Genomic DNA, 26,932 nt, shown 5'->3' on the forward strand with positions numbered 1-26,932 from the left:
GGGTGTTCCGATGGCTGACCTTCTCGCCTTCGTCCTGAGCGGTCTGGTGTCGGGCGCGGTGTACGCCCTGCTCGCCACCGGGCTCGTCCTGTCCTACTCGGCCTCGGGCCTGTTCAACTTCGCGCACGGCGCCACCGCGTTCCTGTGCGCGCTCGCCTTCTACGAACTCCACTCGGGCTTCGGCTGGCCCGCCGTACCCACGGCGCTGCTCCTGGTCGTGGTCGTGGCTCCCCTGCTGGGGTGGGGACTTGACCGGCTGATGTTCCGCAAACTGGCGCGGGTCGGGGAGAGCGCGCAGATCGTGGCGACGATCGGGCTGCTGGTGGCGCTGCCCGCGCTCGGCCTGTGGGTGGTGGAGCTGCTCGACGACGCGGGGGCCCCTGTGCTGCCCGCGGAGAACCAGTTCGGGCTTCCGGGGGTGGGGCCGAGCCCGGCGAGGAACTGGCAGCTGATGGACGGCGTCGGCATCGACTCCGACCAGCTGATCACGTGGGTGACGACGGCCGTGGTCGCGCTCGGCCTGTGGATCCTCCTGCGTCACACGGCACTTGGGCTCAAGCTGCGGGCGGCCGTCGACAACCGTTCGCTCGTCGAGCTGCGCGGGATGAGCGCGGACCGGCTGTCGTCGGTGGCGTGGATGCTGTCCTCCGCGCTCGCGGGCCTGGCCGGGGTGCTCGCCACTCCCCTGCTCGGCCTGTCCTCGCACGACTTCACGCTGTTCCTGTTCGTGTCGGCGACAGCGGCGGTCCTCGGCCGGTTCCTGTCGATCCCGCTGGCGTTCGCGGGCGGGCTGGGCCTCGGGGTGCTGCAGAACCTGGTCGCCGGGTACGCCTCGTTCGCCGAGCGGATCACCGGGTTCCGTACGGCGGTGCCGTTCCTGATCCTGTTCGCCGGGCTGCTGCTGCTCACGCGGCGGCAGCGCACGGCGGGCACGGCGGCGGCCGACGCGCCGCCGGTCGACTATCTGGCGGGCCGGTCGTGGGCGCGGCGGTGGGGCCCGTGGGCGGGGGCGGCGGCGCTGACGGCGGCGGCTTTCTACACGGTCACGACGCCGTTCTGGAGCGGCATCCTCGCGCAGGGTCTGGCGATCTCCCTCGTCTTCCTCTCCTTCACCGTGGTGACCGGGCTCGGCGCGATGGTGTCGCTGGCGCAGGCGACGTTCGTGACGGGCGCGGCCCTTGTGGCCGGGCTGCTGATGAGTCACGGGTGGCCGTTCCTCGGGGCGGCGCTGGTGGGGACGTGCGCGGCGGCGATCCTGGGCGCGCTCGTGGCGCTCCCCGCGCTGCGTCTGGGCGGCCGCTCCCTCGCCCTCGCGACACTCGCACTGGCCTTCCTGGCCGACCAAGTCCTCTTCCAGATGGGCTGGTTGAGGAACGGCGACACCGGGTGGGAGATCCCGCGCCCCGTGTTCGGCCCGGTCGACCTCGGCGACGACCGGGCGATGGGCGTGGCGATGGTCGTGCTGTGCGTCGCCGGGGTGGCGGCCCTGAGCGCGCTGCGCGGGTCGCGGGCCGGGCGGGCGATGCTCGCGGTGCGCTCGGCGCCGGCCGCCGCCATGGCGTCCGGCGTCTCGGTCGTCCGCACGAAACTCCTGCTCTTCACGCTCTCGGCGGGGCTCGCCGGGTTCGGTGGGGTGATGTACGCGTCGTACAACACCCGGATCACCGCGACGGACTTCACCGCGATGACGGGTCTGATCTGGCTCGCGGTGGTGGTCGCGGCGGGCGTGCGGCGCCCGCAGTTCGCGGTCGCCGCAGGCCTCACGTTCGCCGTCGTCCCCCACCTCATCAGCGACTACGTCACGGAGTCGGTGCAGCTCCCGGTGATCCTCTTCGGCCTGGCGGGGCTCGCCCTCGCCAACGATCCCGACGGGTACTGCGCGGCGTTCTCCGTCCGCCGCCACCGGCGCAGGGCGGCCACCGTCACGGCGGTCGCCTCGCAGACGGTGACACCCCCCGACCCCGAGGCGGCGCTCCAACTCGCCTCCGTCCAGGCGGGATACGACGGAGCGCCCGTCCTCCTCGGCGTCGACCTCACGGTCCGCCCCGGCGAGATCGTCGCGCTGCTCGGCCCGAACGGCGCCGGGAAGTCGACGACGTGCAAGGTGGCGGCCGGACTCCTGACACCGCTCCAGGGCGAGGTCCACGTCGCCGGGGACGCGGTCGGCCGCGAGGGCGCCGTCCGCCGCGCGCGCTCCGGGGTGGTCCTCGCCCCCGAGGGCCGCGGCATCTTCCCGACCCTGACGGTGGACGAGAACCTCACACTCCAACTCCCTGCCAAAGTCGACCGGTTGGCGATCTACGAGCGCTTCGCGGGACTCGCGGCCCGTCGCGACGTCCCAGCGGGTTCCCTCTCGGGCGGCGAACAACAACTCCTCGTCCTCGCGCCGCTCCTTCACAGCCCGCCCCGCGTCCTGATCGCGGACGAGCCGTCGCTCGGCCTCGCGCCCCGCGTCGTCGAAGAGGTCTACCGCCTGCTGTCCGAACTCCGCGACGCGGGCACGGCGTTGCTGCTCGTCGAGGAGAAGGCGTCCGAGATCCTCGGCGTCGCCGACACCGTGGCGTATCTCGCGCAGGGCCGGGTGACGTGGTGCGGCCCGCGCGACCAGGTGGAGGAGCGGCGGCTCACGGACGCGTATCTGGGCGTGGCGCCGACCACGGGGCAGGCGGAGGAGGCGGGCCGGGCATGAGCCACGTACTGGAAGCGGAGGCCGTCGGTGTGCGGTTCGGCGGGGTGCGGGCCCTGGACGGGGTGGGGCTGCGGCTCGCGGTCGGCGAGGTGTGCGGCCTGATCGGGCCGAACGGCGCGGGCAAGACGACCTTCTTCGACGTCGTCTCCGGCATCCGGCGCCCCGACGCGGGCCGGGTGCTGCTCGACGGCGCGGACGTCACCCGTCGCTCGCCGGTGTGGCGGGCGCGGCACGGGATGCGCCGCACGTTCCAGCGCCAGCAGCTGTTCGGGCAGCTCACGGTCGCGGACAACCTGCTGGTCGCGCAGGAGTGGCGGCGCCGCGGCGCGGACACCGGCCGGGCGAACGCCCTGCTGCGCGACTGCGGCCTCGCCGACCTCTCCACCTCGTACGCGGGAACGCTGCCGGTGGGCCGGGCCCGCATGGTCGAACTGGCCCGCGCGGCGGCGGACCGCCCCCGCGTGCTGCTCCTCGACGAACCCGCCTCGGGCATGACGGCCGAGGAGCGGGCGCGGCTCGCGGCCGTGGTGCGCCGGCTCGCCGAGGAGGACGGGTGCGCGGTGCTGCTCGTGGAGCACAACGTGGCGTTCGTGATGGAGCTGTGCTCCCGGGTCGTGGTCCTCGATCTGGGACGCGTGCTCGCCGAGGGAACTCCTGAGGGCATAAGGGCGGACGAACGGGTACGCGAGGCGTATCTGGGAACCACGGGTCACCAGACCCCGGCACAAGGTTCACATACGTGACTGGCATGCTGGAGTCGGCCCGTGTTCCGCCGACAGGAATGCGCGTACTCCCGTGATCGTTGACCATGGGAGTACCACCGACGAACAAACGACTTAAAGGACCGCACCTCGTGAGCAAGGTTCCCCCGATCATCCTGAACAACGGCATCGAGATGCCGCAGCTCGGCTTCGGTGTGTGGCAGGTGCCGGACGACGAGGCCGAGAAGGCCGTCGGGACGGCGCTGGAGGCCGGGTACCGCAGCATCGACACCGCTGCCATCTACGGCAACGAAGAGGGCACCGGCAAGGCCATCGCCGCGGCCGGGCTGCCCCGCGAGGACCTCTTCGTCACGACGAAGCTGTGGAACGCCGACCAGGGCTACGACGCCACGCTCCGCGCCTTCGACACCTCGCTGTCCAAGCTCGGCCTCGACTACGTGGACCTGTACCTGATCCACTGGCCGCTGCCGTCCAAGGACACGTACGTGGACACGTACAAGGCGTTCGAGAAGATCCACGCCGACGGCCGCGCCCGCGCCATCGGCGTCTCGAACTTCCTCCCGGAGCACCTGGACCGTCTCACCGCCGAGACGAACATCATCCCCGCGGTGAACCAGATCGAGCTCCACCCGCACCTCCAGCAGCACGCCTCCCGCGAGAAGCACGCGGAGCTCGGCATCGCGACCGAGGCCTGGTCCCCGCTCGGCCAGGGCAAGGGCCTCCTGGAGGTCCCGGCGATCATCGCCATCGCCCAGAAGCACGGCCGCACCCCGGCCCAGGTCGTCCTGCGCTGGCACGTCCAGCTCGGCAACGTCGTGATCCCCAAGTCCGTGACCCCGTCCCGGATCAAGGAGAACATCGACGTGTACGGCTTCGAGCTCGACCCCGAGGACCTCGGCGCGATCAGCGCGCTCAACGAGGACCGGCGACTCGGGCCTGACCCGGCTACGTTCGACGTGGCCTGATCCGTACGGAGAACCGGGGCCACCGGCGCGGGCACAGCCCCGCGGCGGTGGCCTTCTTCATGCCAGCCGCACCGGCAGCGCCTCCAGACCCCGCAGCAACATGCTCGTACGCCACCTCAGGTGCGCCGGGTCCGTCGCGAAGTCGATCTCCTCGTGGCGGGAGAGGAGTTGGCGCACCGCGACCGTGGCTTCCGCGCGGGCCAGAGGAGCTCCCAGGCAGTGGTGGAGGCCGTGGCCGAAGGCGAGGTGAGTGGGGGATGCGCGGGCGATGTCGAAGTGGTCGGGGTCGGGGAAGTGGAGGGGGTCGCGGGACGCCGCGGCCAGGGAGATCTGGACCGCGTCGCCCGCCGGGATCTCCGTACCGGCCAGGCGCAGGGGTTCTGTCGCGAAGCGGAACGCCGTTGCGTGGACCGGGGTGTTGAGGCGGAGGGACTCCTCCACCGCCGCGGCCGTCAGGGACGGATCGGCGCGGAGCCGGGCCAGTTGGGGCGGGTGGGCGAGGAGGGTGTGGACGGTGGCGGAGATCAGGTTGACCGTCGTCTCGTGACCGGCGACGAGGAGGAGGAAGACCATGCCGAGGAGTTCCTCGCGGGTCACGTCGCCGGTGCGTTCCGCCGCCGCCAGGTCGCTGAGCAGGGTCGCGTCGGGGGATGTCGTCTTGCGGGCTGTCAAGTCGGTGAGGGTGGCGTGGAGTTGGGCGGACGCCTGCGCCGCCGCCTCGGGTGAGGTGGGCAGGACCAGTTCGTTCGACCAGGCGTGGAAGGTCGTACGGGAATCCTCCGGGACGCCCATCAGGTCGCAGATCACCGTGACCGGGAGCGGCAGGGCGTAGGCGCTCACGAGGTCGACGGTGCCGTGGTGCGGGAGCGCCGCGAGGAGGGCGTCGGCCGTCGCCGCGATGCGCGGGTGCAGGGCCGTGATGCGGGCGGGTGTGAAGTGGGCCGCGACCATGCGGCGCAGCCGGGTGTGCTGCGGTGGGTCGCTCTGGAGCATGTTGCGGCCGATGGCGTGGCCGCCGTCCGTGCGCCACGACGAGGAGTGCGCGATGTCGTTGCTGAGCCTCGGGTCGGTCAGCGCCTCGCGCGCCGCGTCCCGCGTCAGGACCAGCCAGGCGTCGCCGGCTTCGGGGATGCGGACGCGGTGGAGGGGACCCTGCGCGCGCAGGCGGGCGTAGAGGGGGTGGGGGTTCGCCGCCAAGTCGGCTTTCAGGGGCGGGTGTTGATCCGCGGCGGGTGCTTGCGCCAGGTCTTCCAGGGTCGGTGGTTGTCCCATGAGGGTCTCCCGTGGTCGCTTCTCAAGCCTTCAAAGTGCGCGCGATCTCGTCCGCCGCGGCCAGCGCCTGGGCGCGGCCCGCGCGGGCCGCATCCGGGCGGCGGGCGTTCGCGGTCATGTTCCGGCCCATGGCGCGCCGTGCCGTCGCGTCCGGCATCAGGAGCGCCACGGCGCTGCCCTCGGCCGTCAGGGCGGCGGCCTGCGCGCGGGCGTGCCGGTGCGGGCCCACGGGTGACGGGATCGGGGAGAGCGCGAGGATCCGGCGGTGGCCGCGGGCCGCGTCGAGCGGTGTCGTCTCGCGGCTGCCACCGTCCATCCAGCGCCGCCCTGCCGCACTGACCGGCGGCCAGACGAGCGGGACCGCGCAGCTCGCGGCGACCGCCTCGACGAGGCTGGGCCCGCTGTCCCGGTCGAGGACGTCGGGCCGGCCCGTCGCCGCGTCGACCACCGCGATCCGCAGCCGGCGCCCGGGCCAGGCCCGCACCCCGTGGAGCAGCGCGCCCACCGTGTCGAGCACCTCCGACTCGGGGCCGGTCCGTGCGCGCAGGGCGGCCCGGCCGAGGCGGCGCGCCGAGCGGTCGGGGTCGCGGGAGCTGAGCGCCGCCCACAGGAAGCGCAGGGTCTGGGCCGCGGTCACGCCCAGCTCCACCCGGTCGCCCCCGGCGAGTTGACGCTCGTACAGCTCCTGCGGTGACTCCCCGGCGGCGATGCGCGTGCCGAAGATCGCGCCGGCCGAGGCTCCGATGACGACGTCGGCCGCGCCGAGGTCGATGCCGGCCTCGGTCAGGCCCGCCAGGGCGCCGACCAGCCAGGCGCCGCCCACGGGTCCGCCGCCGCCGAGCACCAGCGCCGTTCCGTCCGAGGTGCCGGCAGTGCCGTCAGGGCCGTCTGTGCCGTCAGGGCCGTCTGTGTTGTCGGTCTCGTCGGTTGTCTCCATGGGTCCGCCTCCCGCCGTGGATCCCCCGCGTTAAATGGGGAGTGCTCCCCGTTTCACGGCGAGACGATAGCATCAGTACCGGGGAGCACTCCCCGGTACTCATGGCGACGACGGCGGCGAGGACGGATGGGCGACGAGGAACAGGCGGCCATGGCCCCGCGGCGGCGGGACGCGCGCCGCAATCGGGAGCTGCTCGTCGAGGCGGCGCACGCGGTCTTCGTCGAGCAGGGGCTGGAGGCGCCGCTCGACGTCATCGCCCGGCGGGCCGGCGTGGGGAACGCGACGCTGTACCGGCACTTCCCCACCCGGGTCGCCCTCGTCGACGCGGTCTTCCGCGATCCGCTGAGCGACACGATGACGGCGGGCGAAAAGGCGCAGGCGGCGGCGGACGCGTGGGCGGGGCTCACCGGTTATCTCGACGCGGTGTTCACGGTGCTCGCCACGGACCGTGCCGCCAACGACCTCATGACGACGAGCCTCCAGGGCGTCGAGGCCCTGGAGGCGGTGCACGCGCACAACCACCGCACGCTGGAACTGCTCCTGGAGCGCGGGCGGGCGCAGGGTTCGGTGCGGCCCGATGTCGTCACGGAGGACGTCCTCTTCGCGCTGGCCGCGCTCGGGCGGGCGGTCCCCGCCCTCGTCGGCACGGCGTCACCCGATGCCTGGCGCCGTCCGCTGGCCCTGTTCCTCGACGGGCTGCGGGCCGCGCCGGGTACGGCGACGCTGCCCGGGCCCGCTCTCACGGCGAGTCAACTCCAGCACACGCTGGGCGAGTTGGGGCCGCATCGCGCGCCCCGCCCAAGGGTCTGAGCGGGGCGCGCCGCACCGGCTACAGGGCCGGGTACGCGTTCTTCATCAGTTCCTGGAACTGGGCGGAGAACCAGTGGCCGGACAGCGGCGCGTTCGGCAGCGCCCCGGACAGGTGGTTGTTGTTGCGCGGGTTGCCCGTGTACGTCGGGTCGCACATGCGGTCGAAGCCCTTGCCCTCGTCGTTGTCGATGGCGGTGCTCGAACCGTCGGACTCACCCGGCGGCTTCATCCACACGTAGGCGTCGATCCCGGGGGCGGGGTTGGCCTGCGGGCGTTCACCGAGGCCGGCTCCGCTCTGGTTGCACCAGTTGCCGGTGTTGAGGCGGCGGTCGTAGCGGCCACCGTCCACGTACGTGTCGACGTCGGTCGTGGCGCCCGGGCCCGTGGGCCTGGCCGTGCCGCCCCAGCCGTTGCGGGAGGTGTCGATCAGCATGCCGAGGTTCTGGTCGAAGCCGAGCGAGACCAGCTTCTCGCGCATGGCCTGGGCGTACGACAGCTCGTCGGTGTAGCGGTTCCAGTCGACCCACTTCGACTCTCGGACCGACTTGCCGGCCACCGTGTCGGTGATCTTGAAGTTGTCCTCCTTCAGGGCGCTGTAGTTGGCCGTGTTCACGATGAAGCCGTGGACGTCGGACAGCTTCGCGCCGTTGCTGGAGGCGGTCGTCTTGAACAGCTCCGCGGAGGGACCGAAGTTGTCGTCCCAGCCGAGCCAGCCGTGGTGGCCCGCGTCGATGTAGTTGTAGACGTTCGGGATGTCACCGAGCTTGTCCAGGGCGTAGCCGACGCCCTTCTGGTAGTTGCCGTTCGCCTTCATCACGTCGCAGTTGGGCGTGGACGTGGCGCGCGGCGAGACGTTGGTGACGAGGTTGGGCAGCGAGTCGAGCTCGATCGTCGTGACGATCCGCAGGCCCGCGTACTTGGGGTCGGCGAGGATCGCGGCGATCGGGTCGATGAAGTCGCTCTTGTACTTGTCGATGTCCGTCGGGCCGAGCTCGCCGTTGGAGGCGAGGGCGGCGCAGTCGCGGCCGGGGAGGTCGTAGACGACGAGCTGGACGACCTCTTCGCCGCTGCCCTTCTGGGCGAGCGCGGCGTCGAGGTGGGCGCGCAGGCCCATGCCGTCGCCGACGCCGTTGATCGCGGCGATCCGGTCGAGCCAGACGCCGGTGGGCTGGTTCGAGATCGCGGTCCCGCCCGGCTCGGCCGCGGCCTTCTTCGACCACTCCGGGTTCACGTACACCTTGGCGCCCGCGTACGGGTTGTCGACGCGGCCCGTCGGGTCCGGATCGGGGTCGGGGTCCGGCGGGGTGGTGTCCTCGTTGCAGGTGACGCCGTTCAGCTTGAACGTGGTGGGCAGCGCGTTGCTGCCGCTGTACGTGCCGTTGAAGCCGAAGGAGGTGGAGCCGCCGGTGGCGAGGGCACCGTTGTACGACAGGCTCTTGGCGGTGACGGCGGCGCCGGACTGGGAGATGTCGGCGTTCCAGCCGCTGCTGACCTTCTGGTTGCCCGCGAAGGACCAGGTCAGGTTCCAACTGGTGGTCGCCGCACCGTTGTTGGTGACGGTGACGGCGGTGGTGAAGCCGGTGTCCCACTGGTTCTGCACCTTGTAGTCCACGGTGCAGCCGGAGGCGGCGGCCGCGCGGATGTCGGCGGGCAGCGCGGCGGCGGTGCCGACGCACGCGGCGCCGGAGAGGGTGAGTGCGGCGAGCAGGGCGGTGCCCGCTCTGGTTCTGATGCGGCTCATGGGGGTGCCTTGTCCCTTTCGGTTCCTGTGGTGCGATGTGGGGTGGAGGGTCATCCGTTCAGGGCGCGCAGGTGATCGCGCAGCCCGGTTCCGTACGCCGTCGGTGTGCCGTCGTACGAGCTGATGAGGGACGGTCCTGTGGAGCAGTCCCAGGTGTTCCAGGTCCAGCCGAGGTACGACAGCCTGCGGTCGTCGAACCACTTCATGACCCGGTCGATGAACCCGTGCGAGCAGGTGTTCTCGCCGATCTCCCCTGCCACCAGCGGGACCTGTGCCGCGACGGGCGCGAGCGTCGAGTCCCAGCAGCTCTCGGTGGCGCAGGTGTTGAAGTTGTAGACGTGCCAGGCCGCGGCGAGATTGCCGGCCGGGTCGTCGGGCTTGTGCTGGAGCCACTGGCCGAGGTCGTTGGAGTACGCGAGGCCGCCCGCCAGGATCAGGTTGGAGGCGCCGGCCGTGCGCACCGCGTCGACGAGGTCCTGCATGCCGGCGACCTCGTAGCCGATGCCGGGGCAGGTCCCGCCGTCCTTCCAGCAGGCCCAGGCGTCGCCGAGGCTGGAGGTGGCGCGGTCCGGGTACGGCTCGTTGAAGAGGTCGAAGGCGACCGCCGGGTCGTCCTTGTACGCGCTCGCGACCGAGGACCAGAAGCTCGGCCCGTACTGGGCGTCGGGCATCGGCTTCTGGCAGGTGGCGTGGACGTCGGAGCAACCGGCGCTGTTGCCGGTGTACTGGCCGTGGGACCAGTGCATCTCCAGGATCGGCGTCATGCCGTGTGCCTTGACCTTGGTCACCAGGTCCTTGATGGCGGAGCGGTAGTTGGCACCTCCGTACTCGGGTTTGATGTTGTCGAGGCCGAGCCAGCACTCCTCGTTGAGCGGGATGCGGACGGCGTTGGACTTCCAGTCGGCGATGGCCTTGATCGCGGCGTCGTCGACCGGGCCGTCGAAGATCCCGTACCCCTGTACGCACATGAACTCGGCCCCGGAGCGGTTCACACCGAGGATGCGGCGGGGGGCGCCGGACGCGTCGACGAGCTTGTTGCCGGAGACCTTCAGGGCGGGGGCGGTGCCGTCACCGGGGTCCGTCGGATCGGTCGGGTCCGTCGGGTCGGTGCCGTCCGTGTTGCAGGTGGTGCCGTTCAGCTTGAAGGCGGTGGGCACGGTGTTCGCGCCCGACCAGGTGCCGATGAAGCCGGCGGAGACGCTTGCGCCGGTGGCGAGCGAACCGTTCCAGGACTCGTTGGCCGCGGTCACGGACGTGCCGGACTGGGACCACTTGGCGCTCCAGCCCTGGGTGACCTTCTGGCCGTCGGCGAAGGCGAACGACAGGCTCCAACTGTCGGTCGCCGCACCGTTGTTGGTGACTTTCACCGCCGCCTGGAAGCCGGTGTCCCACTGACCGGTGACGGAGTACTCCACCGAGCAGGCGGGAGCGGCGGCGGACGCGGCGGTGCCGGTCACCGGGACGAGCGAGGCCGCGCCGAGGGCGCAGGCCAGCAAAAGTGCGGAACGCGGGGGGTGTCGCATGAGCGACTCCTTGCAGCTCGGGCGTGACCGGAACGGCCGGCACGTCGACTGATGGAATCGCTCCCACTGGTTGCTGGAGGACTGTAGAGAAAGAACTGCCGTCAAGCAACAGAGGAGTTGCGAATTCTCTCTGTCGAACTAATTCGACTCTTCAAGCCTCTTGACCCTCAATTCCCTCGTCCCCATCCTTGGGAGCGCTCCCACTGGTTCACAGGTTGTCGAGCCGCACAGGAGGACCCCCCATGCACAAGAGACCGGCCAGGCGGTTGTGGACCGCTGCAGCGGCCGCTCTGGCACTACCGCTCGCCACTCTTGCCGCACTCCCAACTGATGCTCAGGCAGCGGCAGTTGAGTGCTCCGTCGACTACAAGACCAACGACTGGGGATCCGGCTTCACGGCCGATCTGACGATCACCAACCGCGGCAGCGCGGCGATCGACGGCTGGACCCTCACCTACGCGTACGCCGGTGACCAGAAACTCACCAATGGCTGGAACGGAACATGGTCCCAGTCCGGCAAGAACGTCACCGTGAAGGACGCCGGATACAACGCGAAGATCGCGGCCGGCGCCGCCACGTCGACCGGGGCGCAATTCACTTACAGTGGCTCGAATTCGGCCCCCACGAATTTCGCGATCAATGGCACGACCTGTGCCGGTGCCCATCAGCCGCCGGTCACGGTCCTGACCAGCCCCAAGGCCGGTGCGGTCTACTCGGCCGGTGACGCGATCCCGCTCGCGGCCACCGCGGCGGCCGCCGACGGCGCCACGGTGGACAAGGTCGAGTTCTACGACGACACGACGCTGCTCGGCACGGACACGACAGCGCCGTTCGCCCTGGACACGGACGACCTGGCGGCCGGAACGCACTCCCTGTACGCGAAGGCGTACGACAGCCAGGGCGCGTCCGGCGAGTCGACCCCGGTCGGCATCACGGTCGCGGCCGGACCCGCCGTGGTCGCGACCCCGTCCCAACTCGGCGTCCAGCAGGGCAAGTCGGGGACCTTCGACGTCAAGCTCTCGACGCAGCCGACGGCCAACGTCACGGTGTCGGTGGCCCGCACGAGCGGCAACACGGGCCTGTCCGTGTCGTCCGGCGCGAGCCTGACCTTCACCCCGTCGAACTGGTCCACCGCGCAGAAGGTGACCATCGCCGCCGACTCCTCAGGGACCGGCGCGGCCACCTTCGCGGTCACGGCCCCCGGCCACACCAAGGCCGAGGTCACCGTCACACAGCTGGCGGCCGCATCGACGTACGACGCCCGCTTCCTCGACCTCTACGGGAAGATCACTAACCCGGCGAACGGCTACTTCTCGCCGGAGGGCATCCCGTACCACTCGGTCGAGACGCTGATCGTCGAGGCGCCGGACCAGGGCCACGAGACGACGTCGGAGGCGTACTCGTACCTCCTGTGGCTCCAGGCCATGTACGGCAAGGTGAGCGGCGACTGGTCGAAGTTCAACGGGGCCTGGGACATCATGGAGAAGTACATGATCCCCACGCACGCCGACCAGCCGACGACCTCGTTCTACAGCGCCTCGAAGCCGGCGACGTACGCCCCCGAGCACGATCTGCCGTCGCAGTACCCGGCGAAGCTGGACTCGTCGGTGTCCGTGGGCAGCGACCCGATCGCGGGTGAGCTGAAGAGCGCGTACGGCACGGACGACATCTACGGCATGCACTGGCTCCAGGACGTCGACAACGTCTACGGCTACGGCAACGAGCCCGGCAAGTGCGAGGCGGGCCCGACGGCGACCGGGCCTTCCTACATCAACACGTTCCAGCGCGGTGCGCAGGAGTCGGTGTGGGAGACGGTGCCGCAGCCGACCTGTGACACCTTCAAGTACGGCGGAAAGAACGGGTACTTGGACCTGTTCACCGGTGACTCCTCCTACGCGAAGCAGTGGAAGTTCACCGACGCGCCGGACGCCGACGCGCGGGCCGTGCAGGCCGCGTACTGGGCGGACGTGTGGGCCAAGGAGCAGGGCAAGGGCTCCCAGGTCTCCGGGACCGTGGGCAAGGCCGCGAAGATGGGCGACTACCTGCGGTACGCGATGTACGACAAGTACTTCAAGAAGGTGGGCAACTGCGTCGGCGCCACGGCCTGCCCGGCCGGCACCGGCAAGGACGCCTCGCACTACCTGCTGTCCTGGTACTACGCGTGGGGCGGCGCCACCGACACCTCGGCGGGCTGGTCCTGGCGGATCGGCTCCAGCCACACGCACGGCGGCTACCAGAACCCGCTCGCCGCGTACGCCCTGTCGTCCGTGGCCGATCTGAAGCCCAAGTCGGCGACAGGACAGGCGGACTGGGCCAAGTCGCTCGACCGGCAGCTGGAGTTCTACCGCTGGCTCCAGTCGGACGAGGGCGCCATCGCGGGCGGCGCGACCAACAGCTGGGGCGGCAGCTACGGCACCCCGCCGGCGGGCACGCCGACCTTCTACGGCATGTTCTACGACGAGGCGCCGGTCTACCACGACCCGCCGTCCAACCAGTGGTTCGGCTTCCAGGCGTGGTCCATGGAGCGCGTCGCCGAGTACTACCACGAGACGGGCGACGCCAAGGCGAAGGCCGTCCTCGACAAGTGGGTCGACTGGGCCCTGTCGAAGACGACCATCAACCCGGACGGCACGTTCCGGATCCCTTCCACGCTCCAGTGGTCGGGCAAGCCGGACACGTGGAACGCGTCGACTCCCGGCGCCAACGCGGGACTTCACGTGACGGTCGCCGACTACACGAACGACGTGGGTGTCGCGGCGGCGTTCGCCAAGACCCTCACGTACTACGCCGCCAAGTCCGGTGACACGGAGGCGAAGACGACGGCGAAGGCGCTCCTCGACGGCATGTGGGAGCACGACCAGGACGCGCTCGGCATCGCGGTGCCCGAGACGCGGACGGACTACAGCCGGTTCAACGACGCCGTCTACGTCCCCAGCGGCTGGACCGGCACCATGCCCAACGGCGACAAGATTGACTCCGCGTCGACCTTCGCCTCGCTGCGCTCCTTCTACAAGGACGACCCCAACTGGTCCAAGGTCGAGGCCTACTTGGCGGGCGGCGCGGCACCGACGTTCACGTATCACCGGTTCTGGGCCCAGGCGGACATCGCGCTCGCCATGGGGTCCTATGCGGAGCTGCTCGAATAACGCCCCGCGGCACGGCAGCTCCGTGAAAGACGGGCCGGGCGGCCCTCCTCCCCGAGGACCGTCCGGCCCGCTCCCTGCTCCCCCTCACCCCCGGGACCCTCCATGCGCAGAACCCGAAGAAACCGGCTGCTGGGCGCGGCCGTACTCGCCCTGGCCGCAAGCCTCTTGACGGGCCATCAGTCACAGGCCGCCCCGTCGCGGACGACGATCGCCGCCGACACGTACACCTGGAAGAACGCCCGCATCGACGGCGGCGGCTTCGTCCCCGGCATCGTCTTCAACCGCTCCGAGAAGAACCTCGCGTACGCCCGTACCGACATCGGCGGCGCCTACCGGTGGGAGCAGGACACCAAGTCCTGGACGCCGCTGCTCGATTCGGTCGGCTGGGACGACTGGGGCCACACGGGTGTCGCCTCCCTCGCCACCGACTCCGTCGACCCGGACAAGGTGTACGCGGCCGTCGGCACGTACACGAACGACTGGGACCCGGGCAACGGCGCGGTGCTCCGCTCCGCCGACCGCGGCGCGACCTGGAAGAAGACGGACCTGCCGTTCAAGCTCGGCGGCAACATGCCGGGCCGCGGCATGGGCGAGCGGCTCGCGATCGACCCGCACGACCACGACGTGCTGTACCTGGGCGCGCCCAGCGGCAAGGGCCTGTGGCGCTCGACGGACGCGGGCGTGACATGGTCGCAGGTCACGGCGTTCCCCAACCCCGGGAACTACCAGCAGGACCCGTCCGACACGTCCGGCTACGCGTCCGACAACCAGGGCGTCGCATGGGTGACGTTCGACGAGTCGACGGGCACGGGGACGGGCCGTACGAAGACGATCTACGTCGGGGTCGCCGACAAGGACAACGCGGTCTACCGCTCGACGGACGCGGGGGTCACCTGGGAGCGGGTGGCGGGCCAGCCCACCGGATACCTCGCGCACAAAGGGGTGCTGGACGCCGAGAACGGTTACCTCTACCTCGCGTACAGCGACAAGGGCGGCCCGTACGACGGCGGCAAGGGCCAGGTGTGGCGGTACGCGACGAAGACCGGCGCGTGGAAGAACATCAGCCCGGTCGCCGAGGCGGACACCTACTACGGCTTCAGCGGCCTGACCGTCGACCGGCAGCACCCGGGCACGGTCATGGTCTCCGGGTACAGCTCCTGGTGGCCGGACACGCTGATCTTCCGCTCGACGGACAGCGGCGGTACGTGGACGAAGGCGTGGGACTACACGTCGTACCCGACGCGGGCGAACCGCTACACGATGGACGTCTCGTCCGTGCCCTGGCTGACGTGGGGCGCGAACCCGACGCCGCCGGAGCAGTCGCCGAAGCTGGGCTGGATGACGGAGGCCCTCGAGATCGACCCGTTCGACTCGAACCGGATGATGTACGGGACGGGCGCGACGGTCTACGGCACGGAGGACCTCGGCAAGTGGGACACGGGCGGCACCTTCTCGATCTCCCCCATGGTCAAGGGACTTGAGGAGACGGCGGTCAACGACATCGCGTCGCCGCCCACGGGAGCCCCCCTGCTCAGCGCCCTCGGCGACATCGGCGGCTTCCGTCACACGGACCTCACCAAGGTCCCGTCGATGATGTTCACGTCCCCGAACTTCACGACCTCCACGAGCCTGGACTTCGCCGAGTCGAAGCCGGACGTCGTGGTGCGGGCCGGGAACGTCGACTCGGGCGCGCACGTCGCGCTCTCGAACGACAACGGCGCCAACTGGCATGCGGCGGGCGCCGATCCGGCGGGCGTCACCGGCGGCGGCACGGTCGCGGTGTCGGCGGACGGCGGCCGGTTCGTGTGGAGCCCGGACGGTGCGGGCGTGCAGACGGGCACGGGTTCGTCGTGGACGGCGTCGAGCGGGGTGCCGGCCGGCGCGGTGGTCGAGTCGGACCGTGCGTCGGCATCGACCTTCTACGCCTTCAAGTCCGGGACGTTCTACGCCAGTTCGGACGGCGGAGCGACGTTCACGGCGAAGGCGTCGAGCGGTCTGCCGACGGACGGCCCGGTGCGCTTCAAGGCGGTGCCGGGCACGAAGGGCGACATCTGGCTGGCGGGCGGTTCGGCGAAGGGCGCGTACGGCCTGTGGCACTCCACGGACGGCGGCGCCACGTTCACCAAGCTGTCGAACGTCGAGCAGGCCGACACGATCGGCTTCGGCAAGGCGGCGCCCGGTGCCACGTACCAGACGCTGTACGCGAGCGCGAAGATCGGCGGCGTACGCGGCATCTTCCGCTCGACGGACGCGGGCGCGTCCTGGACTCGGATCAACGACGACGCGCACCAGTGGGGCTGGACGGGTGCGGCGATCACGGGCGACCCGCGCGTGTACGGCCGGGTGTACGTGTCGACGAACGGCCGAGGCGTCATCTACGGCGACACGGCGGACACCCCCACCGACCCGGGCGACGGCGGGGGCACGGGCTCTGCCGCCTGCACCGTCACGTACAAGATCACGAACGAGTGGCCGGGCGGCTTCCAGGCGGACGTGACCCTGACGAACACGGGCACGGCGGTCTGGGACGGCTGGTCCCTGAACTGGACGTTCCCGGACGGCCAGCAGCTCAGCCAGGCGTGGAACGCGACCGCGAGCCAGTCGGGGGCGACGGTCACGGCGAAGAACGTCGGCTGGAACGCCAAGGTGGCGGCGGGATCGTCGGTGGGCTTCGGCTTCACGGGATCCCGCACGGGGACGACGAACGGGAAGCCGACGACGTTCACGGTGGGCGGGAAGGAGTGCGCGACCGGCTGAGCGCAGGGGGCCGCCGGTCGGCCGGACGCGAGACGGCGTCCGGCCGACCGGCGCGCCCACCCCCGCACGGCCCCTCAGGTCACAAGTGCATCACTCAACCTTCACACCGCACACACATCTCCCCGCCGGCGCCCTACGCTCTCCCCCTCACCACCCGCAGGGGGACACCATGACCCACCCGTACACGCCCGCGCCGCCGACGCCACCGGCCGGTCCCGGCATCCGCCGCGCGCCGAAGTGGGCGCGCAAGCGCATCGTGATCCCGGCCGTCGGCCTCGCCTTCGTCCTGGGCTCGGCCATCGGCGCGGCGGGCGACGGCTCCCCGGACGCGAAGAACACCGCCGCCGCGCGGCCGCGGCCCGCCACGACCATCACGACGACGGCGACCGCCACGGCCACCGAGACGGCGAAGGCCGAGCCCGCGCCCACCGTCACGGAGACCAGGACCGTGAAGGTCCGGGTCACCGTCACCCCGAATCCGGCGGCCGCGGGCGGCGACACCTCGGACGACAGCGGCGCCGACACCGCGTCCGGCACCTGCTCGATCACGTCGAACTCCGGCAACTGCTACTCGGCCGGCCAGTTCTGCCGCAGCGTCGACCACGGCGCGTCGACCACCACGGCGAGCGGCTCGGCGATCACCTGCCGGTACAGCTCCAACGCCTGGCGCTGGTCCTACAGCTGAGCCCCCTCCGCGGGGAGGCCCTCGCCCAGGGTGCGGCGGCGCCCGCATACAGTCGGCCCATGTCGCCGAACCAGCCGGAAACGCCCGGGAGCCATCGGATGGACGGTCTCGCCCGATGGCTCACCACCCAACTCGACGAAGACGCGCGCATCGTCAGCAGTTGGCACACGCTCGCCTGTGACATCCACGCCTACCTCGCGGGCGACGCCGACTCCGTGAAGGCGACGATGGCGATGTTCCACGACGCGCCGGGAGCGGTCTGCGACTGCGAGGTACCCGCCCGCATGCTCCGTGAGGTCGACGCCAAACGACGCATCGTCGCCCGGTACTCGGACGGGACCGAGGCCGCCGAGAGGCTTCGCCCCGTCGTGCGGCTGCTCGCCCTGCCCTACGCCGACCGTCCCGGCTACCAGGAGGGGTGGCGCCCATGAGCCCGTCACGGCGTCGTGATCACCGGGCGCGGCGCCGTGCTCATCCCGTCCCCGATGAAGAAGCTCGGGTGCGGAGGCTGGTTGTACGCGGTGTTCTGCCAGGCCAGGGCCGTGCGGTACATCGTGTCGTGGAGGAGGGTCGTGATGCGGGTGCCGGTCTCGACCGGGGTCGAGTAGATACGCAGGGCCGTGTTGTCCGTCGTCGGCCACACGACCTCCTCGCGCCAGTCCCCGAGGATGTCGCCGGACAGGGACGGAGTCGCCTTCGTCGAGTTGTTGGAGTGGACACCCGAGCCCGTCAGGAGGCGGGTGTCGGCGGAGGCGCCGTACTTGTCGATGTGCGTGCCGTCGAGGAGTTCCCGGGTGGTGTCGCCGTCCCACCAGGACAGGAAGTTCGTCGAGGACGGCTTGTGGGAGTTGACCACCGTGCCCTTCGTGTTGCGGATGCCGGACTCGGCCGACGACCACGACTCGGCGCCGGGGCTGCCTGACCAGATGTCGCCGGAGACGCCGCGCCCGTTGTCACCGTTCGCGGCGGTCGACCACAGGACGGTGCCGGTCCGCGCGTCGGCCATCCACGACGACGGTTTCGAACTGTCCTCGTCGACCTTGAACTCCTCCAGGCCCGCGCGCGACGGGTCGAGGTCGCCGACGTGCATCGCGTCGCCGTGGCCGTTCTTCGTGGTCCACAGCCCGGCGCCGTTGTCGTCGACCGCCATCGAGCCGTAGACGATCTCGTCCTTGCCGTCGCCGTCGACGTCCGCGACGGACAACTGGTGGTTGCCCTGCCCGTCGTACCCCTTCCCGGTGTTGGTCGAGGAGTTGGTGTCGAAGGTCCAGCGGCGGGTGAACTTCCCGTCGCGCCAGTCCCACGCCGCGATGACGGTCCGCGTGTAGTAGCCGCGCGCCATGATCAGCGACGGGCGCGCGCCGTCCAGATAGGCCGTCCCGGCGAGGAAGCGGTCCACGCGGTTGCCGTACGCGTCTCCCCACGACGACACCGTGCCGCGCGCGGGGACGTAGTCGGCGGAGCCCATGGCCGCGCCGGTCTGCCCGTTGAACATGGTGAGGTACTCGGGGCCGGAGAGGACGTAGCCGCTGGAGTTGCGGTGGTCGGCGGAGGAGCTGCCGATGACCGTGCCCTTGCCGTCCTTCGTACCGTCGGACGTCTTCATGGCGACCTCGGCCTTGCCGTCGCCGTCGTAGTCGTACACCTGGAACTGCGTGTAGTGCGCGCCCGAGCGGATGTTCCGGCCCAGGTCGACGCGCCACATGCGGGTGCCGTCGAGCTCGACCGCGTCGACGATCGTGTTGCCGGTGTAGCCGGACTGGGAGTTGTCCTTGGCGTTCGTGGGCTGCCACTTGAGGACGAACTCCAGGACGCCGTCGCCGTCGAGGTCGCCCACCGACGCGTCGTTCGCCTCGTAGGTGTAGGCCACGCCGTCGGGTGTGGTGCCGCCCGCGGGCGGGGTGATCGGGACGTCCTTGTAACCGGTGCGGAACTGGATCGCGTGCGGCGAGTCCGCCTGCTCGGTGCCGTTCACGACGGCGCGGACCGTGTAGTCGGCGGAGCTGGGCGCCCCGGAGTGGAGGAAGTTCGTGGAGCCGGTGACCGGCGTGGCGTTGACCTTCGTACCGGCGCGGTAGACGTTGAAGGACACGTTGTCCGGGTCGGTGCCGAGCCAGCGCCAGGAGACGAGGTTCCCGGCGTCGGTGTGCACGCTGACCAGACCGCGGTCGAGCGCTTCGGCCTGCCGGGCGGTGGCGGCGGACGCGTCGTCGCCGGGCAGGACGACGATCCCGGTGCCGGCCAGGGCCGCGGCGGCGGTCGCGACGAGCAGCAGCCGGCGGCGTCTGCGGTGGGGGCGGGACATGGGGGCTCCTGGGGGTGAGAACGTGCGGGCGGGTTACGTTCCGTCAGTTGCCGCCGCACGAGGATCCGTTGCCGCCTGTTGAGGCTCAATTGTCGCCGTAGGTCGATGAGTTGCCGACCGCGTACAGCCTGCTCAGCGCCTGCGCCGTCGCCGCGATCCGCTCCCGCAGCTCGACCGGTTCGACCACCTCGATGTCCGCGCCGAGCCGCAGGAAGTCGTCGTGGGCGTGGTCGAGCGACTCGATGGGGAGGCGGGCGCGGGTCCAGCCGTCCGGTTCGGGCACGGCGGTGGAGTGCGCGGCGCGGGCGGCGGCCCCCGTGAGGCGGGCGGCCACGCCGGGCGCGAGGCGGACCACGGCCTCGCCCGCGTGCAGCCTGCCGTGGAAGTCCGCCTGGTAGGCCTGCCAGTAGGCGGCTAGGTCGAAGTCGTCCGGCGGCGTGAACTCCTCGTCGACGGACAGAAGTTGGAGGATCTGGTCGACGCGGTAGGTGCGCGGGGAGCCGCTGCCCGCCGAGGCGACGACGTACCAGCGGCCCGCCTTGAGCACGAGCCCGTACGGCTCCAACCGCCGCTCCACGTCGGTGGGTTCGCGCCAGCGGCGGTAGACGACCCGCAGGACGCGCCGGTCCCAGACGGCGGCCGCGACCGCGGGCAGGTGCGGGACCTCGTCCTCGTCGGCGTACCAGCCGGGAGCGTCGAGATGGAAGCGGGCGCTGATCCGGTCGGCGTGCGCGCGCAGTTCCGCGGGGAGCGCGGCCCGCACCTTCAGCTGGGCGGCGGCGAGGACGGGGCCGAGGCCGAGTTCGGCGGCGGGTCCCGGCGCGCCCGCGAGGAAGAGGGCCTCGGCCTCGTCGGTGGTCAGGCCGGTGAGGCGGGTGCGGTAGCCGTCGAGCAGCCGGTAGCCGCCGGCGTGGCCCGCGTCCCCGTACAGCGGGACACCGGCGGCGTGCAGCGCGTCGATGTCCCGGTAGACGGTGCGCACGGACACCTCAAGGTCGGCGGCGAGCTGGGCGGCCGTCATCCGACCCCGGGTCTGGAGCAGCAGCAGGATCGAGACGAGACGGCTGGACTTCACGGCGCCACGCCTAGCACGGAGCGGTCCGGTCGATGAATGATTTCCACTGACACAAGATGTCAGGGAAGCCGTCCTAACGTGCGGTCATGGCCTTCGAGGAGAAGTTTCTGACCGTCCCGCCGCCCATCGAGGTGGCGGGACGGCGCATCAAGCGCTACCACGTCACCGCCGACCCGGCGGGCATCGCGCCCGACGTCGCCCAGGCGGCGTACGCGATCCTTCCCGAGCTGCTGCCGGAGCCGGACGGCACGCCGCCGGCCACGTTCGTCGTGCTGCACCGGGGCGGCGACACCGGCGCGTATCTCAACGCGTACAGCTGGGTGTGGGACAACGTCCTGCACTTCCGGGGCGCGGCGGCGGGCCAGCCCGTGCTCGGCTGCCCGGACACCGATCCGGCCCGCTTCGTGCTGCCGGACAAGCCGTGGATCGGCTGCGTCTGGGAGCTGCCGCCGATCCTGCACGAACGCGACGCCTGGGTGCGGCACCTGTTGGCCACGGACCGGCCCGACCTCGACGCCTACGTGCACGACACCCTGCCCGAGGGCACCACCGGAGGACGCTCATGAGCACGGCACACGACTTCGACTTCTTCTTCGGTGACTGGGACGTCGCGCACCGCCGGCGTCTCGACTTCCTCGACCCGGCGAGCGGCTGGGAGGAGTTCGGGGCGACGAGCCACTGCTGGAGCCTGTTCGGCGGGGCGGCGAACATCGACGAGATGCTCGTCCCGGAACAGGGCTGGACGGCGCTCACGCTGCGCCTGTTCGACCCCGAGACGCGGCAGTGGTCGCTGAACTGGGCGACCGAGCGCACGGGCCGCCTCTTCCCGCCGGTGACCGGGCGGTTCGAGGAGGGCGGGCTGCGCGGCGAGTTCCTCGGTGACGACACGCACGACGGGAAGGACGTGCGGGTGCGGTTCGTGTGGTCGGGGATCAGTGCGACGACCGCCCGCTGGGAGCAGGCGTTCTCGCTCGACGAGGGGCGTACGTGGCTGTCGAACTGGACGATGGCGTTCACGCGCCGCCCGGCACGGGGACGATCCGAACGCCCTTGACTTCGCGTGCACTTCAACACGTTCACTCCCTCTCGACGGAGAACGACGGAGCTCGATCGAGATCCACCGACGAGGGGAACCCATGACCGGCATGAAGTACCGCACCATCGGCACCGACCCGGCGACGCGCCGTGAGGTGAGTGTGCTCAGTCTCGGCGCGATGCTGTTCGGCACCGCGACGGACGAGAAGACGGCCTTCGCGATCCTGGACCGGTACGTGGAGGCGGGTGGCACGTTCGTCGACACGTCGGACAACTACGCGTTCTGGAACACCGGGAGCGTCGGCGGCGAGAGCGAGACGGTCCTCGGCAACTGGCGGCGCAGCCGCGGCATCGGTGACGAGATCGTCGTCGCGACGAAGCTGGGCGCGGCGCCGCTCGCGCCGGGCACCGGGTACGTCGACAACGCGGAGGGCCTGTCGGCCGCCGCGATCCGCTCGGCGGTGGCGGGCAGCAAGGCACGGCTCGGGATGGAGAAGCTGGATCTGCTGTACGCGCACATCCCGGACCCGAAGGTCGAACTCGCCGAGACGGTACGGGAGTTCGGGGCGCTCGTGAACGAGGGCGAGGTCGGGCTCCTCGGTGTCTCCAACCACTGGGCGTGGCAGGTGGAGCGGGCCCGGGCGATCGCGCGGGCCGAGGGCCTGCCCGGCTACGAGGTGCTCCAGTACCAGCACAGCTACCTGCGCCACCGCACGGACCTGCCGAGCCAGCTCTCCCCGGACGGCGAACTCGGCACGGCCGACGGCAACCTGCTCAGCATGGTGCGCGCCGAGCGGGATCTGACGCTGGTCGCGTACTCGCCGCTGCTGGCCGGGGCGTACGTCCGCGCCGACAAGCCGCTGGGCCCGGGCCACGACCACGGCAGCCGCGAGGCCCGCCTCACCGCCCTGCGCGAGGTGGCCAAGTCGTCCGGCGGCACGGTCAACCAGGTCGTGCTCGCCTGGATGATCGGCGCGGATGTCCCGGCGATCCCGCTCGTGGGGGCGTCGTCGGTCGCGCAGATCGAGGAGACCCTCGGCGCGGTGGAGCTGGAGCTGACGGCGGACGAGCGGGCCCGCCTGGCCGCAGCCTGACCAGCACCGACCAGCGCAGACCAGCGCAGACCAGCGGGATATTCGCTACCGCCGGGGCGGGTGAGCGGGGAGACTCGCCCCATGGCAGACATGGAGGCGTTCCGGGACGCGGTCACCGACTGGGCGGCCGGCGGCGGTCCCGGCGACCTCGCGGAGGAACTGGCCGCGCGGCTGCCCGTCCGGGTGGCCGTGCTGCTCGAAGGGCCGAGCGACGCCGCCGCGGTCGACGCGCTGGCCGCGCGGCGCGGCCGGGATCTCGCCGCGGAGGGGATCTGCGTCCTGCCGATGGGCGGCGCGATGAGCATCGGGCGCTACACGCAGCTCCTCGGGCCGCCCGGCCTCGGCCTGCGCCTGGTGGGCCTGTGCGACGAACGGGAGCTGCCCTTCTACACGCGCGGCCTGGAGCGGGCCGGCGCGGCGCAGGACGGCTTCTTCGTCTGCGCCGCCGACCTGGAGGACGAGCTGATCCGGGCGCTCGGCGTGACACGGGTGGAGGAGCTCGTGCGCGAGGAGGGCGACCTGCGCGCGCTCCAGACGTTCCTGCGCCAGCCCGCGCAGCGCGACCGCGCCGCCCAGCAGCGGCTGCGCCGCTTCTTCGGCACCAAGAAGGGCCGCAAGATCCGCTACGGCCATGTCCTCACCGCGGCCCTCTCCCCCGACCGCGTCCCGGCTCCGCTGGAGGGCCTGTTCGCCGCCCTGTGACCGGGGGAGCCGCCCCTCAGACCAGGGCGCCCGCGACCCCGCTGCGCCCCTCCGGCACCCCGACGAGCGTGACCCGGACCTGCTCCCGTACGGCCTCGCCGAGGACGCCGGCGAGCGCGTCGGTGATCGCGGCGACGAGCCGCCCGGGGGCGTCCGGGACCATCGGCAGGTGGAAGGCGCCTTCGCGCAGGCTGAGGGTCACCTCGGGGGCGTCACCCTCGACGACCATGCCGCCGACGGCCCGGCGGCGCTGCGGGACGCCGATCAGCTCGACGCCGACGAGACGCCGGAACTCCGCCCCGAACACGGACCCGACCGCATCCGTCAGGGCGGAGATCAGCTTCGGCTCCACCTTCTCGTCGAGGGCTTCCTCACGGATGTGCAGACTGAAGTGCGGCATGGCGGAACTCCCGTTCGCTTCGGCGCTTACCCTGGTTCCCAAGTCGCTTTGCAGCGAAAACATCTTTGTAAGCAAAGTTAAACCGTGAGAGGGGTGCGATGTCAACGCCCGAGGCGGGCACGCCCACAGGCGGCGGGGTCGACGACACGGTCAGGGACCTGCTGCTGCTCATGCCCCGGCTCGTGGGCCGGGCGAAGAAGATCCCCGTACCGCAGGCACTGCGCTCCTTCGCGCTGGCGCCGCGCCACCTCTCGCTCTTCTCCTACCTGCTGTTCGACGGCCCGATGACCGTGAACGAGCTGGCGGCACGGCTGCGGGTGGCGCCGACGACGGTGAGCCTGCTCATCGGCGACCTCAGCCGTCAGGGCATCCTGGAGCGCCGCGAGGACGAGGCGGACCGGCGCCGCCGGATCGTCGCGATCGCGCCCGAGCACGAGGCCGGCATCGCCGACTGGCTCGCGCCGGGCGCGGCGGCCTGGAGGTCCGCGCTCGCCCCGCTGGAGCCGGAGCAGCGGCGGATGTTCGTCGACACCCTGCTCGCGTACGAGGCCGCGGTCGCCGGCACGGAGCCGCGCGACTAGCGGCGGAAGGCCAGCACCCTGAACTCCGGCTCCGGGCGCGGGACTTCAGGGTCCGGCAGCGCGTCGAGCGCGGCGGCCAGGGCCTCGCCGCCCGCCGCGTGGATGCGGCCCGCCCGTACCTCCCGCGCCATCCGCGCGGGCGTACGTCCCTGCCCGTGCCCCACGAAGGTCGCGGCCCCGCACCGCCGCAGCCCGTGCTCGGCGGCGTACCCCGCGACGAGCCCGGCCGCGTCCGCGGGGTGCGCGTTGCGGTACGGGGCGACGAGGGCGCAGATGTCGCTGCCGACCACGTGCCCCGCGTTCTTGTCGACCGTCGTGACGAGGACGCCGCCGGGGCGCAGCACACGGGCGGCCTCGGCGACGACGGGTGCGGCGTCGTCGAGCAGGTGCAGCAGCCAGACCGCGGTGACGGCGTCGAACGCGCCGTCGCCGAAAGGGAGTTGGCGACTGTCGGCCCGCGCCACCGCCCCGCCGAGTCGCGGCGCCGCCGCGCGCAGCATCCCCTCGGCGAGGTCGACGCCGTAGGGGCGAAGGCCGGGCCTGGCGAGCAGCCGCGTCACGATGCCGGTGCCGCAGGCCAGGTCGAGGAGGCGGCGGGCGCCGTCGGGGACGAGGCCGAGGATCGCGTCGGCCGCGGCCCGGGCGCGGGGTTCGCCGCCCCGGGTCGCGTCGTACCGTGCTGCTTCTTGGTCGTAATCGAGCACAGCCGGACGGTATCTCAGCTCGCTCCGTGGCCCGGCGCCAACTCCTCTACCCTGCGGGCGAGTTCGAAGTCCTTCGCCGTCACGGCGCCGCCCGCGTCGTGCGTGTGCACCGCGAGGGCGACGGTGTTGTAGCCGAGGGTGAGGTCGGAGTGGTGGTTCAGCTCCTCCTGGGTCTGGGCGATGTGCACGACCAGGGCGGCCGCGGCGAAGTGCGTGCCCAGCCGGTAGGTGCGGGTGATCCGGGCGCCGTCGAGTGACCAGCCGGGCAGTTCGGCGAGGCGGTCCTCGATCTCCTTCTGGGAGAGCGGTTCTGTAGGCATGCCTCCAGCGTGCCACCCTTGCCGGGTTACGGTCTCCCCATGACAACTGCGGCGCGCAAGAACACGTCCGAAGTGGGTCGTCTGCTGCGCGGCTGGCGGGAGCAGCGGCGGGTCAGCCAGTTGGAGCTGGCGCTGCGCGCGGACTCGTCGGCGCGGCACATCAGTTTCGTGGAGACGGGGCGTTCGCGGCCGAGCGAGGAGCTGATCCTGCGGCTCGCGGACCACCTCGACGTACCGATGCGGGAGCGCAACGCCCTTCTCCTGGCGGCGGGTTACGCGCCGCGCTACGCGGAGACACCGCTCGACGACCCCTCGCTCGGCGCGCTGCGCGAGGGCCTGGAGCGGCTGCTGCGCGGGTACGAGCCGTATCCGGCGCTGATCGTCGACGCGACGTACACGGTGATCGCGGCGAACCGCGGGATCGCGATGCTGATGGAGTCGCTGCCCGCACATCTGCTCGAAGGACCGCTGAACGCGATGCGGCTCACGCTGCACCCGGAGGGCCTGGCGCCGCGGATCCGGAACCTGCGCGAATGGCGCGGGCATCTGCTGGCCCAGATGGAGCGCCAGATCGCCCTGGCCCGTTCGGAGGCGCTGCGGGAGCTGTACGAGGAGGTCGCGGCGTACCCGGTACCGGAGGACGCCGGTGCGGCGCCCGCCGAGCCCGTCCCGTTCTTCGCGCTGCCGATGGTGATCGAGCACGACGGGCACGTGCTGTCGTTCGTGTCGTCCATCTCGACGTTCAACACCCCGATGGACGTGACCGTCGCCGAGCTGGCCGTGGAGACCCTGCTCCCGGCCGACCCGGCGACGGTCAAGTACTTGCAGTCCGCGCTGGGCTGATCAGCGGGCGGCGCGCAGGGCCGTGTGCTGGAGCGCCGCGACGCCCGCGACGGTCACCGCCTGAAACGGCACCCACACCGCACCGGCCGTGGCCGGCTCCAGCCAGGCGAACAGGGCGACGAGGCTGAGCGCCGCCCAGACCAGGTTCGCCTCGATGACGACGCGCACCGCGAACACCGGCGGGCTCGTGCGCGCCGCGAGCACCCCCACCCCGATGCCGTAGGCGGCGAGGAGGACGCCGAGCCCGAGCAGCAGGCCCGCGTCGACGCCGAGGAAGCGGCCGAGCGGCCCGGACGCGGCGGCGTAGGCGAGCCCGTTGCCGGTGGTGACGGCGGAGTCGAGGGCGAGGAAGCGGCGCAGCCAGAGGCGACCCTGGGCCGCGGTGCTCAGAAAGCCGGTCGAGGAGGTGGTGGCGGACATGCGGATCACCCTCTTTTCGTCGAAGTTCTCGTGGGCGCCGGTCCCGGCCCGGTGCGGCCTGTCGCGGTGCCCTCAGCGTGCCCGCGCCCGCCACGCCGGTCGATTACGTCCCGGGTAATGGGGCCCCTCGGCCCATCGCGCTCCCGCACGTCACTGCCGTAGACAACAACCCGTACGGACCCCGCTGAAAGGTCCGGGCGGCGCGG

24 protein-coding genes are annotated in these 26,932 nt (G+C 71.6%); 14 read left to right on the forward strand and 10 right to left on the reverse strand.

From position 1 onward, the window contains the following. Window positions 1–10 precede the first annotated feature (10 nt). The 3 genes from AB0L37_RS10175 (at window position 11) to AB0L37_RS10185 (ending at window position 4,376) form a co-directional block, all read left to right on the forward strand. The gene (locus tag AB0L37_RS10175; protein WP_365502384.1) at window positions 11–2,689 is read left to right on the forward strand and encodes an ATP-binding cassette domain-containing protein; all 2,679 of its coding nucleotides are present in this window, start codon (window positions 11–13) and stop codon (window positions 2,687–2,689) included. Further along, window positions 2,686–3,432, forward strand: coding sequence for an ABC transporter ATP-binding protein (locus AB0L37_RS10180; RefSeq protein WP_365502387.1), 747 nt, complete (start codon window positions 2,686–2,688; stop codon window positions 3,430–3,432). Before AB0L37_RS10175 ends, AB0L37_RS10180 begins: the two co-directional genes overlap by 4 nt. Window positions 3,433–3,497: 65 nt before the next feature. Next, window positions 3,498–4,376 (forward strand): aldo/keto reductase, encoded by an 879-nt coding sequence (locus AB0L37_RS10185; RefSeq protein ID WP_365502389.1) that lies wholly within the window; start codon window positions 3,498–3,500, stop codon window positions 4,374–4,376. Window positions 4,377–4,433: 57 nt separating this feature from the next. On the opposite strand, the gene AB0L37_RS10190 is transcribed toward AB0L37_RS10185, so the two are convergent. Continuing rightward, entirely contained in the window at window positions 4,434–5,648 is a 1,215-nt protein-coding gene (locus AB0L37_RS10190; protein WP_365502391.1) for a cytochrome P450, read from the reverse strand. A 22-nt stretch (window positions 5,649–5,670) separates the two neighbouring features. Continuing rightward, the gene (locus tag AB0L37_RS10195; RefSeq protein WP_365502393.1) at window positions 5,671–6,585 is read right to left on the reverse strand and encodes a patatin-like phospholipase family protein; all 915 of its coding nucleotides are present in this window, start codon (window positions 6,583–6,585) and stop codon (window positions 5,671–5,673) included. Window positions 6,586–6,711: 126 nt separating this feature from the next. Here AB0L37_RS10195 and AB0L37_RS10200 point away from each other — a divergent pair, with 126 nt between their 5' ends. Then, entirely contained in the window at window positions 6,712–7,395 is a 684-nt protein-coding gene (locus tag AB0L37_RS10200; RefSeq protein ID WP_365502395.1) for a helix-turn-helix domain-containing protein, read from the forward strand. A gap of 19 nt (window positions 7,396–7,414) precedes the next feature. On the opposite strand, the gene AB0L37_RS10205 is transcribed toward AB0L37_RS10200, so the two are convergent. Together AB0L37_RS10205 and AB0L37_RS10210 are read right to left on the reverse strand one after the other, a co-directional pair. Then, the gene (locus AB0L37_RS10205) at window positions 7,415–9,136 is read right to left on the reverse strand and encodes a glycoside hydrolase family 6 protein (RefSeq protein WP_365502397.1); all 1,722 of its coding nucleotides are present in this window, start codon (window positions 9,134–9,136) and stop codon (window positions 7,415–7,417) included. Window positions 9,137–9,186: 50 nt separating this feature from the next. Beyond that, the gene (locus tag AB0L37_RS10210) at window positions 9,187–10,659 is read right to left on the reverse strand and encodes a cellulose binding domain-containing protein (protein ID WP_365502399.1); all 1,473 of its coding nucleotides are present in this window, start codon (window positions 10,657–10,659) and stop codon (window positions 9,187–9,189) included. Between the two features lie 242 nt (window positions 10,660–10,901). Here AB0L37_RS10210 and AB0L37_RS10215 point away from each other — a divergent pair, with 242 nt between their 5' ends. The 4 genes from AB0L37_RS10215 (at window position 10,902) to AB0L37_RS10230 (ending at window position 17,678) form a co-directional block, all read left to right on the forward strand. Continuing rightward, a complete protein-coding gene (locus tag AB0L37_RS10215; RefSeq protein WP_365502401.1) occupies window positions 10,902–13,805 on the forward strand; it encodes a glycoside hydrolase family 48 protein in 2,904 nt (967 codons plus the stop codon). 102 nt (window positions 13,806–13,907) lie between these two features. Continuing rightward, a complete protein-coding gene (locus AB0L37_RS10220) occupies window positions 13,908–16,562 on the forward strand; it encodes a cellulose binding domain-containing protein (RefSeq protein ID WP_365502403.1) in 2,655 nt (884 codons plus the stop codon). A 169-nt stretch (window positions 16,563–16,731) separates the two neighbouring features. Then, a complete protein-coding gene (locus AB0L37_RS10225; RefSeq protein ID WP_365502405.1) occupies window positions 16,732–17,247 on the forward strand; it encodes a hypothetical protein in 516 nt (171 codons plus the stop codon). A 59-nt stretch (window positions 17,248–17,306) separates the two neighbouring features. Next, entirely contained in the window at window positions 17,307–17,678 is a 372-nt protein-coding gene (locus AB0L37_RS10230; RefSeq protein WP_365502407.1) for a DUF6221 family protein, read from the forward strand. A gap of 5 nt (window positions 17,679–17,683) precedes the next feature. On the opposite strand, the gene AB0L37_RS10235 is transcribed toward AB0L37_RS10230, so the two are convergent. Both AB0L37_RS10235 and AB0L37_RS10240 read right to left on the reverse strand, forming a co-directional pair. After that, a complete protein-coding gene (locus tag AB0L37_RS10235) occupies window positions 17,684–19,552 on the reverse strand; it encodes a rhamnogalacturonan lyase (protein WP_365502409.1) in 1,869 nt (622 codons plus the stop codon). Window positions 19,553–19,637: 85 nt separating this feature from the next. Continuing rightward, window positions 19,638–20,627, reverse strand: a complete 990-nt coding sequence (locus tag AB0L37_RS10240; RefSeq protein WP_365502411.1) for a YafY family protein — start codon at window positions 20,625–20,627, stop codon at window positions 19,638–19,640. Between the two features lie 86 nt (window positions 20,628–20,713). On the opposite strand from AB0L37_RS10240, the gene AB0L37_RS10245 reads away from it, so the two are divergent. From AB0L37_RS10245 to AB0L37_RS10260, 4 genes are all read left to right on the forward strand, one after another. Next, on the forward strand, window positions 20,714–21,193 hold the full coding sequence (locus AB0L37_RS10245; protein WP_365502413.1) for a hypothetical protein: 480 nt from the start codon (window positions 20,714–20,716) through the stop codon (window positions 21,191–21,193). Continuing rightward, window positions 21,190–21,681 carry a hypothetical protein gene (locus AB0L37_RS10250; protein WP_365502415.1) on the forward strand — a complete coding sequence of 164 codons (492 nt, stop codon included), beginning with the start codon at window positions 21,190–21,192 and terminating at the stop codon, window positions 21,679–21,681. Before AB0L37_RS10245 ends, AB0L37_RS10250 begins: the two co-directional genes overlap by 4 nt. Window positions 21,682–21,772: 91 nt before the next feature. Then, window positions 21,773–22,756 (forward strand): aldo/keto reductase, encoded by a 984-nt coding sequence (locus AB0L37_RS10255; protein WP_365502736.1) that lies wholly within the window; start codon window positions 21,773–21,775, stop codon window positions 22,754–22,756. Window positions 22,757–22,837: 81 nt separating this feature from the next. Further along, on the forward strand, window positions 22,838–23,458 hold the full coding sequence (locus AB0L37_RS10260; protein WP_365502417.1) for a TOPRIM nucleotidyl transferase/hydrolase domain-containing protein: 621 nt from the start codon (window positions 22,838–22,840) through the stop codon (window positions 23,456–23,458). Between the two features lie 16 nt (window positions 23,459–23,474). Here AB0L37_RS10260 and AB0L37_RS10265 read toward each other — a convergent pair whose 3' ends face one another. Then, window positions 23,475–23,858 (reverse strand): hypothetical protein, encoded by a 384-nt coding sequence (locus AB0L37_RS10265; RefSeq protein ID WP_365502419.1) that lies wholly within the window; start codon window positions 23,856–23,858, stop codon window positions 23,475–23,477. Between the two features lie 98 nt (window positions 23,859–23,956). On the opposite strand from AB0L37_RS10265, the gene AB0L37_RS10270 reads away from it, so the two are divergent. After that, on the forward strand, window positions 23,957–24,439 hold the full coding sequence (locus AB0L37_RS10270) for a MarR family winged helix-turn-helix transcriptional regulator (RefSeq protein WP_365502421.1): 483 nt from the start codon (window positions 23,957–23,959) through the stop codon (window positions 24,437–24,439). On the opposite strand, the gene AB0L37_RS10275 is transcribed toward AB0L37_RS10270, so the two are convergent. Together AB0L37_RS10275 and AB0L37_RS10280 are read right to left on the reverse strand one after the other, a co-directional pair. Beyond that, the gene (locus AB0L37_RS10275) at window positions 24,436–25,143 is read right to left on the reverse strand and encodes a methyltransferase domain-containing protein (RefSeq protein WP_365502423.1); all 708 of its coding nucleotides are present in this window, start codon (window positions 25,141–25,143) and stop codon (window positions 24,436–24,438) included. The two genes, AB0L37_RS10270 and AB0L37_RS10275, sit on opposite strands and share 4 nt — an antisense overlap. A 14-nt stretch (window positions 25,144–25,157) precedes the next feature. Then, window positions 25,158–25,463 (reverse strand): 4a-hydroxytetrahydrobiopterin dehydratase, encoded by a 306-nt coding sequence (locus tag AB0L37_RS10280; protein WP_365502425.1) that lies wholly within the window; start codon window positions 25,461–25,463, stop codon window positions 25,158–25,160. Between the two features lie 39 nt (window positions 25,464–25,502). Here AB0L37_RS10280 and AB0L37_RS10285 point away from each other — a divergent pair, with 39 nt between their 5' ends. Then, complete coding sequence (locus AB0L37_RS10285) at window positions 25,503–26,306, forward strand: helix-turn-helix transcriptional regulator (protein ID WP_365502427.1); 804 nt, start codon at window positions 25,503–25,505, stop codon at window positions 26,304–26,306. On the opposite strand, the gene AB0L37_RS10290 is transcribed toward AB0L37_RS10285, so the two are convergent. Then, complete coding sequence (locus AB0L37_RS10290) at window positions 26,307–26,726, reverse strand: hypothetical protein (protein WP_365502429.1); 420 nt, start codon at window positions 26,724–26,726, stop codon at window positions 26,307–26,309. Window positions 26,727–26,932: the final 206 nt, after the last annotated feature.

The sequence above is a fragment of the Streptomyces sp. NPDC052225 genome, from assembly GCF_040679615.1.
Lineage (GTDB): Bacteria > Actinomycetota > Actinomycetes > Streptomycetales > Streptomycetaceae > Streptomyces.